Source organism: Spiroplasma endosymbiont of Labia minor (genome assembly GCF_964019845.1).
Taxonomy (GTDB): Bacteria; Bacillota_I; Bacilli_A; order Mycoplasmatales; family Mycoplasmataceae.
Window position 1 is genome coordinate 285,259 of record NZ_OZ026465.1, and the last position, 11,257, is coordinate 296,515.

At 26.1% G+C, this 11,257-nt stretch carries 12 protein-coding genes and 1 pseudogene; 11 read left to right on the top strand and 2 right to left on the bottom strand.

Going from position 1 to position 11,257, the window contains the following annotated elements; translation table 4 throughout:
* Positions 1–29 precede the first annotated feature (29 nt).
* Positions 30–1,034, bottom strand: coding sequence for a tryptophan--tRNA ligase (gene trpS, locus AACK85_RS01450; protein WP_338970384.1), 1,005 nt, complete (start codon positions 1,032–1,034; stop codon positions 30–32).
* An 80-nt stretch (positions 1,035–1,114) separates the two neighbouring features.
* Here trpS and AACK85_RS01455 point away from each other — a divergent pair, with 80 nt between their 5' ends.
* The 3 genes from AACK85_RS01455 to AACK85_RS01465 are packed head-to-tail and all read left to right on the top strand — an operon-like array spanning position 1,115 to position 2,999.
* Positions 1,115–1,903, top strand: coding sequence for a hypothetical protein (locus AACK85_RS01455; RefSeq protein ID WP_338970387.1), 789 nt, complete (start codon positions 1,115–1,117; stop codon positions 1,901–1,903).
* A gap of 1 nt (position 1,904) precedes the next feature.
* The gene (locus AACK85_RS01460; protein WP_338970390.1) at positions 1,905–2,270 is read left to right on the top strand and encodes a hypothetical protein; all 366 of its coding nucleotides are present in this window, start codon (positions 1,905–1,907) and stop codon (positions 2,268–2,270) included.
* On the top strand, positions 2,271–2,999 hold the full coding sequence (locus AACK85_RS01465; protein WP_338970392.1) for an SDR family oxidoreductase: 729 nt from the start codon (positions 2,271–2,273) through the stop codon (positions 2,997–2,999).
* Positions 3,000–3,009: 10 nt separating this feature from the next.
* Here AACK85_RS01465 and AACK85_RS01470 read toward each other — a convergent pair whose 3' ends face one another.
* Positions 3,010–3,315, bottom strand: coding sequence for a rhodanese-like domain-containing protein (locus AACK85_RS01470; protein ID WP_338970394.1), 306 nt, complete (start codon positions 3,313–3,315; stop codon positions 3,010–3,012).
* A gap of 146 nt (positions 3,316–3,461) precedes the next feature.
* Here AACK85_RS01470 and AACK85_RS01475 point away from each other — a divergent pair, with 146 nt between their 5' ends.
* The 8 genes and pseudogenes from AACK85_RS01475 (at position 3,462) to AACK85_RS01515 (ending at position 11,099) form a co-directional block, all read left to right on the top strand.
* Positions 3,462–5,174 (top strand): ribonuclease J, encoded by a 1,713-nt coding sequence (locus AACK85_RS01475; protein WP_338970396.1) that lies wholly within the window; start codon positions 3,462–3,464, stop codon positions 5,172–5,174.
* Between the two features lie 174 nt (positions 5,175–5,348).
* The gene (locus AACK85_RS01480; protein WP_338970398.1) at positions 5,349–5,669 is read left to right on the top strand and encodes a helix-turn-helix transcriptional regulator; all 321 of its coding nucleotides are present in this window, start codon (positions 5,349–5,351) and stop codon (positions 5,667–5,669) included.
* A complete protein-coding gene (locus AACK85_RS01485) occupies positions 5,650–6,723 on the top strand; it encodes a hypothetical protein (RefSeq protein WP_338970401.1) in 1,074 nt (357 codons plus the stop codon). Before AACK85_RS01480 ends, AACK85_RS01485 begins: the two co-directional genes overlap by 20 nt.
* A 64-nt stretch (positions 6,724–6,787) precedes the next feature.
* Positions 6,788–7,567: pseudogene (locus tag AACK85_RS05000) on the top strand (aldo/keto reductase).
* Positions 7,568–7,622: 55 nt separating this feature from the next.
* Positions 7,623–7,979, top strand: coding sequence for a nitroreductase family protein (locus AACK85_RS01500; RefSeq protein WP_338970406.1), 357 nt, complete (start codon positions 7,623–7,625; stop codon positions 7,977–7,979).
* Between the two features lie 68 nt (positions 7,980–8,047).
* Entirely contained in the window at positions 8,048–8,281 is a 234-nt protein-coding gene (locus tag AACK85_RS01505) for a hypothetical protein (RefSeq protein ID WP_338970409.1), read from the top strand.
* Positions 8,282–8,543: 262 nt separating this feature from the next.
* Positions 8,544–8,768: a hypothetical protein gene (locus AACK85_RS01510; RefSeq protein ID WP_338970412.1), complete on the top strand. Its 225-nt coding sequence runs from the start codon at positions 8,544–8,546 to the stop codon at positions 8,766–8,768.
* A gap of 411 nt (positions 8,769–9,179) precedes the next feature.
* A complete protein-coding gene (locus AACK85_RS01515; protein ID WP_338970414.1) occupies positions 9,180–11,099 on the top strand; it encodes an APC family permease in 1,920 nt (639 codons plus the stop codon).
* Positions 11,100–11,257: the final 158 nt, after the last annotated feature.

An 11,257-nucleotide genomic window follows, 5' to 3' on the forward strand; every position in this document is an offset into this window, starting at 1 on the left:
AAAGAGAGAATTTTTATAATTCTCTCTTTTTAATTAATACCTATATTTTCTTTAATTAATTCAATTTTTTTATTGGCGATTATATTTGCATCATTAGCACCTGATGCTAATCAGTTTTTAACTTCAGTTGAATCATACAATATTTTGAATTTGTCTTGTATAGGTTTCAATGTGGCTATGATTATATCTGATATTGCTGTTTTGAATTCGCCATAATTTTTATCTTTGAATACATTTTCAGCTTCTAAAATACTTATTTCTTTTAGCGAAGCATATATTGTTAATAAATTAGAAACACCCGGTTTATTTATTAAATCGTAATAGACTTTATTTTCTGAATCTGTAATTGCTGAGGCAATTTTTTTTCTAATGATTGCTTCATCATCTAACATGCTAATAGAATCCTTATCATTTGTTGATGATTTCGACATTTTTTTAGTTGGATTTTGTAAACCCATTATTTTTGCACCAATTTCTGGTATATATTCTTCTGGAACGGTAAAAATATTTTTGTTAAATTTATTATTTAATCTTTCTGCAATATTTCTTGTAAGTTCAATATGTTGTTTTTGATCATTTCCAACAGGCACTTTAACTGCATCATATAATAAAATGTCTGCAGCCATTAAAACAGGATAAATTAATAATCCTGTTGGAATCATTTCAGTTCCGTTTGAATTTTTTACTTTAGCAGATTTATCTTTAAATTGAGTCATTCTTTTCAATTCGCCCAATGTCGTAAATGTTGTTAATATTCATTGTAATTCGGAATGAGCCGGTACATCTGATTGTTTAAAAATATGTACTTTATTTGGATCTAAACCACATGCAAAATATAGTGCAACTATTGTCTTAATATTATTTCTTAATGTTTCTGGGTCAATAGGTACAGTAATACCATGTAAATTTGCTATGAAAATATACATCTCGTATTGATCTTGTAATTTTACAAAATTTCTCAATGCGCCAATATAATTTCCAAGTGTTAATGTTCCTGTTGATGTTATGCCTGTGACCATTTTTTCTTTTGCCATATTTAAATCCTCGTTTCGTAAAATATTATAACAAAAAAATAAATTGTTAATGTTAAAATACAAAAGAGGTTGAAATAATAATGTTTAAATATGCAGTAGTATCGAATGACTATCAAGAAACTAAATTAAAAGTTATTGATCTAAAATCAAAATTAATGAAAATAAATGCCATTGAAGACACTATTAATCCAGAATATGTTTTTGTTGTTGGCGGTGATGGTACATTTATAAAATCAATTAACATCTATCAAGAAATTCTAAAAGAAGTAATATTTGTTCCTTTTCATGCTGGTGGTATAGGCTTTTATACAAATCATAATAATGCTGCAGATGAAAAAGAATTATTAAATGCAATCAAATCAAATGATTATAAATTATATTATTATGATCTTTTAGATATAGAATTTGACAATAAACATATTTTTGCTGTCAATGAATTGAAAATTGTAAATGAAACTAAACCTATTTTTACAACTATAAATATCGATGGTAAATTTTTTGAAACATTTCACGGGTCTGGACTGGTTTTTTCAACTGCAAACGGCTCAACTGGTTATTTAAAATCAACCGGAGGTGCTGTTATTTTGGATAACCATGATATTTGAGAAATGCAAGAAATTTTTCCAGTATCAACAAATAAATTTCGAACAATTAATTCACCAATTGTTATGTCTAAATGACATGTGGTTACTCTTGGTGGAGAAGTTAATAAACAAGATTTAATTATAGATACTTTTTCATATAAAGTAATCCAAGAAAAAATTCATGTTAAAATCGCTGATTTCAAAGTAAATGTTCTAGTTCTTCCGAGTTATAATGTAAGAAAAGCAGAAATATTAAAAGATATTTTTGTAAAGGATAAAATTTAGTATGAAAATATTGCTTTATGTTATCGCTATCATTGCTATTATCTCCGGACTTAGTTTATTTATTTGAATAAGTATAAAATCAAAAAAGAATAATAAATTTGTAAAAAGTAATAAAAAAGGATCTACATATAATATTATTCTAGATTTGTTAGGAAGTATAGTAAACATTAATGGTGTTGATTTAAATTTAAGACAAATAAATATAAATAATTTAGAATTAATTAAATATAAAAAATTGGAAAAATATGGATTTAAAATAATTTTAAATAATAGTAATGTAAAAATATCATCGGATATGATTAATTTGAATTCATTTTTTATTAAACTAGAAAAAGAAATTTTAAAGAAAAATTTAGAGGAAAAATAAATGTCAAATAATAAACAACTTGTTGTAATTACGGGTGCATCATCTGGAATCGGAATGGCTCTTGCAAAAATATTTTCAAAAAATGGTCATCCATTACTTATAATTGCAAGAAGACTGGAAATTTTACAAAAACTTAATTTGCCAGATACAATGTGTAAACAAGTGGATGTAAGAGATTTTACAGATTTTAAAAATGCAATATTAGATGCTGAGAAAATATATGGTAAAACAGATTTACTTATTAATAATGCCGGAATAATGCCTTTAGAAATTTATTCAGGAGAAGACTTGCAAGAAAAATATGATATTGTAGATATAAATTTAAAAGGTGTAATTAACGGAATTGATTGTGTTTTAAAAGATATGATTGTCAGAAAACACGGAACAATAGTGAATGTTTCTTCTGTAGCTGGAAGATGAACATCAGATGCTCATGCTGTATATAATGCATCAAAATTCGGAGTTACAGCTTTAACAGAAGCAATCAGACGCGAAAATGCATCTTCAAATGTTCGTTTTATAACTATTGAGCCTGCCATCGTTGATACAGATTTACTTTTAACAGGTAAAAATAAAAAATTAATTGATGAATACAATGTTGTAAAATCATCAATTAATAATGGTTTAACTTCTGATGAGGTTGCAGAAGTTATTTTCTATTCATATAATTTGCCTCAGCATGTAAATTTAAAAGAAATAGTGCTCTCACACACACTTCAAAAAATATAATTAAATAAAATTATTCATATTTTCTATAAAATCCATAAATACCGCTATTCAAAACGAAAGCGTTTTTATAGCCGTGTTCTTGTAAAAACATTGCAGCTTCACTTGATCTGTTTCCTGCGTTACAAATTGTGATAATTGTTTGATTTTTATTCGGCAAGTATTTTTCATAATTTGCAAATAGCTCATTGAGTTCAATATTGACTGCTCAAGGAAAATTTTTTAATATTTTGTATTCATTATTCGTTCTTACATCAATAGAAAAAACATCTGAGTTATCTTTAATTAAATAATAATCATCTATACTAATTGATTTCATAAATTCGCCACTCCAGTATTATTTTAAATGATTTTTTAATAAATTCTTTGTTTTTTGTTATAATACAAAAGTGAAAGACATTTTGATTAAATAATAATTTAGATAATACATGTTTTAATATAACAAATAGAAAGAGTAGATATATTATGTCAAAAATTAATTTTATAGCACTTGGTGGTCAAGACGAAAGAGGAAAAAATTTATTTTTAATAGAGGTAGATGAAGATATTTTTATATTTGATGCAGGTGTAAAATTTCCAGATCGTGGAATATTAGGAATTGATTTGGTAATACCAAATATTGAATATTTAAAAATGAATAAAAATAGGATAAAAGGTATTTTCATTTCTTCACCATCAGCATATAATTCTGGAGCCTTACCGTATATTTTAAAAGAAATAGATGTGCCAGTGTATTGTAATGAATTAACTACAGTCGCATTAAAATACAAAAATCAAAGATACAGACTTAAAAATAGAGATGCTAATTTTAAAATTTTAAAAGATAAAGATGTAGTTAATTTTGGTAAAAATAAAATAGAAGTGTTTAGAACAACAGCTGTTTTCCCACAAACTTTTGGGTATGTTTTGCATACAGAAAACGGTTTAGTAATTTATGCTGGAGATTATATATTTGACGGTGAGGAAAAATCGTTTTTTTCAACAGATTTGCAACACATTGCCAATATTTCGCAAAAAGGTGTTTTAGCGTTTTTATCAGATTCTGAATTTGCTTCAAGAAGTGATTTCACATCACCAAATTATCGTGTAGCAAAACATATTGATGCAGTAATTAAAGAAAAAGCAAGATTAGTTATTGTTATATTTGAAGAAGATATTTTTAAATTTTCAGAAATTGCATCTGCAGCTAAAGCAAATGGAAGAAAAATTGCTGTTTATGGTAAAACATTAGCAACAATTTTAGAATCAGATATTATTCATAAAAATTTAAATATTACAAAAGATGATTTGTTTTCAATTGAAGAATATGTTAAATCTGATAATGGTGTTCTTTTAGTTACGGGTACTGCAAATTTAATTTATTCACGTTTGGCAAAAATTGCGACAGGTAATGATGATGCTGTTGAATTTACAGAAGATGACATTATTGTAATAGCAACCCCACCAGCTGCTGGTATTGAAAGAAAACATGCACAAGTTATGGATGACTTGGCAAGAACAAATGCAAGATTAATAGCTTTACTTGACAGAAATATTTGATCAATGAAAGCAAGTTACGAAGATATTAAATTAATGATTTCTTTAATTAAACCAAAATACTTTATTCCAGTAAAAGGTTTGTATAAAGAATTTTTAAAGGCCAAAAAAGCAGCAATTGAAGCTGGTTTATTGCCAGAAAATGTTGCATTAATAGACAACGGGCAAATGTTAGTATTATCTAAAACAGATAAATTAACAGTTAAAGTTGATGCTGCAACATCGGGTGATGTTTATGTTGATGGAATTGGAATTGGCGATGTTGGAGCTGTTGTTTTAAACGAAAGAAAACAATTATCAACAGATGGCATTGTCATTGTTGGTGCAGCAATTGATCAAAGAACTAAAGAATTAAAAAGTTTAATTGATACACAAATGCGTGGTGTTATATATATACAAGATGACAACATGATCTTTAAACAAATGCAAAAACAAGTAACAGATATATTATTAAAATATGAAGAGGATTATCGTCAAAAACCACAAAGTTTTGATTTGAATGCATTAAAACACGAAATAATATTAAAAATTCGTTCAACAATAAAACAAGATACAGGAAAAACACCAATTGTACTTGCAAATATCACAGAATTAGATGGTTCGTGGTATGAACCAAAAAAAGAGTCAAAATTAAATAACTAAAGTAAAAATTTATATTCTTTAATAAAATAAAAATATTTCGCCATACGTATTACGCATGGTTTTTTATTGTACAAATATTTTATTTATTTTTTTTCAAAAAAATTGCATTATTTTTGTATGTTGTGTTATTATTTATATGTTACTAGTTGGTAACATATAAAAGAGGTGATGAATATGTTAAAAACTATGGATTTAATAAAAGAGTTAAATTCTCCAACAAAAATTATAATTTTATGTTGAATAAGTAAAGAAAAGATAATAACTGTTGATAAATTAGTAGAAAAAACAGGTTTTAATAGGGTTAATATTTCAAAGCAAATTTGTGAATTGCACTGTAAAGAAATTTTACTTCGTGAAAAAGAAGGTAAAAATAATAATTATTATTTAAATCCAAATATTCATCATGCATTAATTTCAGTTATCAATAATGTTGTGGCAGCGTACCACATTATTGATGAAAATAGAGGAGAAGATTATGAAAAAACTTGTAGATAAAGCCGAATTAATTCTAGGCTTGAAATCACGAAATAGAATCGTTATGCCACCAATGGATACATTAATGGCATCAGATGGATTTGCAAATGATTTTCATATTCAACATTATGGTGCGAGAGCATATGGTGGTGTTGGGACAATTATTGTAGAATCAACAGCAGTTTCAAAAGAAGGGCGTATTCGTGAAAATGATTTAGGACTTTGAAAAAATGAACAAATAGAACCAATGAAAAGAATTGTCGATTTAGTTCATAAAGCTGGTGCAAATATTGGGGTACAATTAAATCATGCAGGCTCAAAATCAATATTACCCCAAGAAACAATAGGAGCAACAAAATTTTATGATTATTTGGATCAAACAAATTTAAAAATTGCAGACAAAAAGGATTTAATTGAAATTGAAGAAAAATTTATTCAAGCAGCAATCAGAGCAAAAAAAGCTGGGTTTGATTTTGTAGAATTGCATTCAGCTTTTGGATATTTAATGAGTGAATTGCTTCACCCACAATTAAACGATGTTATAAAAAGTGATGATATTTTAATTCGTGGTGAAATGATTTTAAATATTGCAAAACGATTAAAAAATGAAGTTAAAATCCCATTTGGAATTAGAATTTCAATTGGTGATGGTGACGGAAATATTGAAATGGAAGATATCTATGAACCATTTATAAAAGAAATTGATAAATACATTTCATATTTTAATGTTTCAACCGGTGAAACAACAAGTAGAGTACGAATGGCTGATGTTATTCGAAATCTTGGAACAAAATTATTTACATTACATTATGTAAAAAAAGTAAGACAATGAACAGCTAAACCAATATTAACAGCTGGTAATTTTCAAGAGAGAAAAGATTTTGAAATTGGTTTACTTGATGCAGATTTTATTGCAGTTGGCAGAGAATTATTATTTAATCCAAGTTTGGTTTTAAATACAATTTTAGAAACAAATGAAATGAATGCAACAGAATATCATTGAAATCAAAATTTATGATTTAATCCTGTTGAATATAAAAAATTAATAGAAAGTTTAAATAGTGGGAATAAATAAAATGAATTATATTAAATTAAATGATGGTAATAAAATGCCGATTTTAGGATTTGGTGTTTTCTAAATTCCTTTAGAAGATACTGAAAAAGCTGTATCGAATGCAATTAAAATTGGCTATAGATTATTTGATACAGCTCAAATTTACAAAAACGAAAAAGGAGTAGGTTTGGCAATTAAAAATAGTAAAATTGACAGATCTGAATTTTTTATAACATCAAAAATTTGAATTTCAAACGCCGGATATGAAAAAGCAAAATTATCAATAGATAAAACATTAAAAGATTAGCAAATTGACTATATTGATATGATGTTAGTTCATCAACCATTTAATGATTTCTATTGAACATGAAGAGCGCTTGAAGAGGCAAAATCTGCTGTAAAAATTAAATCAATTGATGTTTTTAATTTTTCCCCAGTTCAAGTTGAAGATTTATTGACATTCAACAATATAAAACCTGTCATTAATCAAATAGAACTAAATCCCTTTTATCAAAGAACTGATGATGTAAATTTTTATAAAAACTTGGACATCACAGTACAATCATGAGCTAGTTTTGCAGAAGGGGAAAATCAAATTTCCACAAATCAAATTTTAAAATCAATTGGAGATAAATATAATAAATCCGTTGCACAAGTAATTTTGCGATGATTAATCCAAAACGGAATTGCAGTAATTCCTAAATCTGTTACACCGGAAAGAATGACTCAAAATTTTGATGTATTCGATTTTGAGTTGATTTAATCAGATCTTGAACAAATTAAAACTTTAGATTTAAAAAATACACAATTTTTTAATCATACAGATCCAAAAGCCATTGAAATATTAAAAGATTTCAAACTTTAAAATAAACTTTAATAAATAAAAAATATTAAAAAATAGAAATTAGAGGATAAAATTTATGGATTTTTTACATTTAGCAAAAAAACGATTTACAACAAAAGATTATGTGCAAAATAAAATGATTAATTCAGAAGATATGGATAAATTAAAAGAAGCAGTTTCTTTGACACCTAGTGCATTTGGTCTTCAACAGGCTAGAGTGGCAATTTTCCAAACTCAAGAAATGCGTCAAAAAATTGCATCGCAATTTAATGATTTCAATCAGGAAAAAATAAAAAAAGCTAGTGCATGTTTTGTTTTTATTGGCTTGGAAGTTCAAGCATTTTTAGCGAATGATTCTGAATTAATAAAAAAACGCCTTCATGTGATCCATCATGATCAGAAAATGAAAAAAATGAACGCTATAATTACATAACTAAACATTTTGAAAATAATAAAAACGCTGCATTTAAATTTGAACAATGCGCATCATCTATGATGGCTATGCAACTTGCATTATGTGCAACAGATTTGGGTTATGGATCAACTATTATGGCTGGAATAAAATATAATGAATTAACCAAAACTTTTAAAGAAAATAATTGATTAAAAGAAAATGAAAATATTTGTTTAGCAGTTCTTATTGGAACAAATGATGATAAATCAAATTTAAATAGAGTAATTCAAAACAATAAATGAAGAATTCCAATTGAAGATTTAGTAACTGAAATAAAATAATCATAATAACAAAATTAAAAATAAAATGTTAAAACAGATAATTAAAAATTATATAACATTGTATATATTTGCCCATGCGAAAATACGTATGGGCTTTTTATTTTGTTTACAAAACAATATATTTGATAAATGAAAGGCAGTAGAGTATATCCTTTATTTTAATAGCATTTATTGTGATTCATGAATATTTTTCTAAAATTTCAATATAGACTTTACAATTTGATTAAAACATAGTATTATAAAAAAAAATGGAGGACTAAAAATGCACAAATTAACAATATGACAAATGTTTTATATGTTAAATGCTTTTTTTACTTTCTCTATGAATTTTGCAAATTACTCACAAAACAAATTAAAAAGATTTGTTGTTAAAGATTTATCTTGAACTAACAAAGATTTTAATAGAAATTTAGCGTTTTCATCATACATTGAACCTTTTAAAGCGCTAAATGCTAATTTAGATAATTTAATAACTAACGCAAATTAATAATAAGTTTTAATAAGTTTTAATAAAAAATTTTATGTAAAAGTTTTTGATTAAACAGATTTAAATTATTTTTTGAATAACATTAATTTGTATAATAAATTTAAATACTAATATGTTTTTAGTAGTTGAGATATAAATTATAATCTGTTTAATTGAGAACCATCAAAGGAGGTGATTCTTAGTTGAAATCTAAAAAAGTGTAAGTTAATTAAAAATTAGAATATTTTTTGTTAACTTTTATATAAAAAATATTTTATTTAATTATTTATAGTTGATTAGAAATTAAATTAAGAATTACTTTATTAACTAGAAGTTAATCTTGCTTTGATGCCTAGATAATTAAAATTTAATTATTGTATTTAAGGAAATTTTATTATAGATAATGAAATTTTAGAGAGAAAGGAAAATGATATGTCAGTAGTAGTGACAGATAAATCCAAGAAAATCAGTTTAGGCCAGTTTATTTGGCTTGGTTTTAATTATACTGTAGGTATTGGATTTTTAGGAAATATGGCAATTTTGTCAAATTTATGAAATGCAGACGGTACTGAAAATAAAAATTCAATTGGAATGCATGTGATTTGACTATTTATTTTAATCGGATTAATAGCTGGTTTATGCGCATGATCTTTTGCAAAATTAGCACGTGTACATAAGGCGAACATAAATGGGGCTGCATATATTTATACCAGATCAGCTTTTGGTAGATTTTGAGGTTTTATATCAGTTTTTATGCAGTATGTATTACTACCATTTTTAATTACCGTACAGGTATTTAATTTAATGAAAGGTTTTTTCAATGTAGAGTTTACCGGAACTGGACAAGATGTGCCTGGTAAAATATCTATATATTGAGGGGCATTTACAAATTTATATCTAGATTTAATAGGTATTGCTGTTTATGCATTATTCTCTTGTGTGGTATTTTTAGGAATTAAATGATATAAACGTTTATCAATGGGTTCTGGATATATTAAGTGAGGAACTTCGCTTGTTTTAATTATTGCAGGTCTTGCATTGGCATTTATGCCAGGAAATGCTGGAGATAATTTAAATTATTGAACAAATGGTTATACAGGTGGTGGAACCAAAGACCCATTGATGCGACATGGATTTGAAGCATTTATTAAAGCTTTTAATTCTTGTTTCTTCTTCTTTGCTGGATTTGAAACATATGCAACAGCTGGGAAAAATATTTATCAACCAGAAAAAAATATTGGAAAAGGAATAATTTGAGTTATTATTATTTCTACAATTACATATGTTGTTTGTTTATTAATATTTTTTGCTGCAATAAATTCATTTGCACAAAACATGAATATGGGCTTATGAGATTATTTTAAAGAGAAAAATGTCAAGTGGATTATTTTAGGCGGACAAATAGTAATGATAATTTCACAATGAGCCCTAAAAGCAAATGGCTCAATGCAAAATGCCTTATATGGTGGAACAATGATTCAACCAATGGCTTTTGAAGGTTATTTACCAGAAAAATTTGGAGCTTTAAATAAAGATAATTTACCAATTAAAGCTTCAATATTGAACTTTTCTATTACTGCAATTATGTTGGCGTTGTGATTAATTGTTCCAGATATTGCTCAGGGAGCGCAAATTGCAAAAACAGGAGTTGATTCCGGTTCGGTATTTAATGTTTCATCATTAACAGAAGCTTCATCTGCTGTAACTATCTTTGTGTATATTATGGTTATTGGTTCAATGTTTGTTTTGGGCGCAAAGAAAAAAGTTAGAGTTTACTTATGAGAATGATTAATTTTCCCATCAGTATTAATCTTTTTGGCAATTATATTTGTTTATCATTATGTTCAATTATTTATTAATATAGTTGATTCTATAAATGCTGGTTTAGCAGATGCAGGAAATGTTGAAGTTTTAGTTGGATCTGTTGTTGAATTGGTATTCATTATAGTAGCTGTAGTTTTTGGAGTAATTTGATATTTTGCATATTACAAAAACAAAATATTGAAAAAACGTTTGTCAACAGAGGAAGGTCAAAAACATCAAACTTTACTTGATTCAGATTTTGTTGTCTTAACTAAATCAGAAGTTATTGCAAATATGACTCAAGAGATAAAAGAAGATCATCAATATATGAGTTTGATTTATAACGCAAATCAAGATAAACGTCAGAAAAATTATGACAATTGATTAAAAAAAGTAGATATGAATTTAGAGAAAAATAAAGAATTATCGGTTAAATTACTTTCAAAAATAGAACATAGTAAAGAAGTAGAAGAACTTAAATTAAACAAAATTCTTGATGAAATTAAATCAGTAGACATAAAAGCATCAAGAGTTTCAGTAGACAAATAATATATTTAAATAATAATAAATAAGAGGGCTTATTCTGTTTGAATATGTTCTTTTTATTATTTTACAAAACTATATTTTGACCTTCAACTTTTATTAAAATTATATTAAAATAGAATTATTAAGGGTAAACAAATTTTATGCAAAGGAGTGATTAGGTA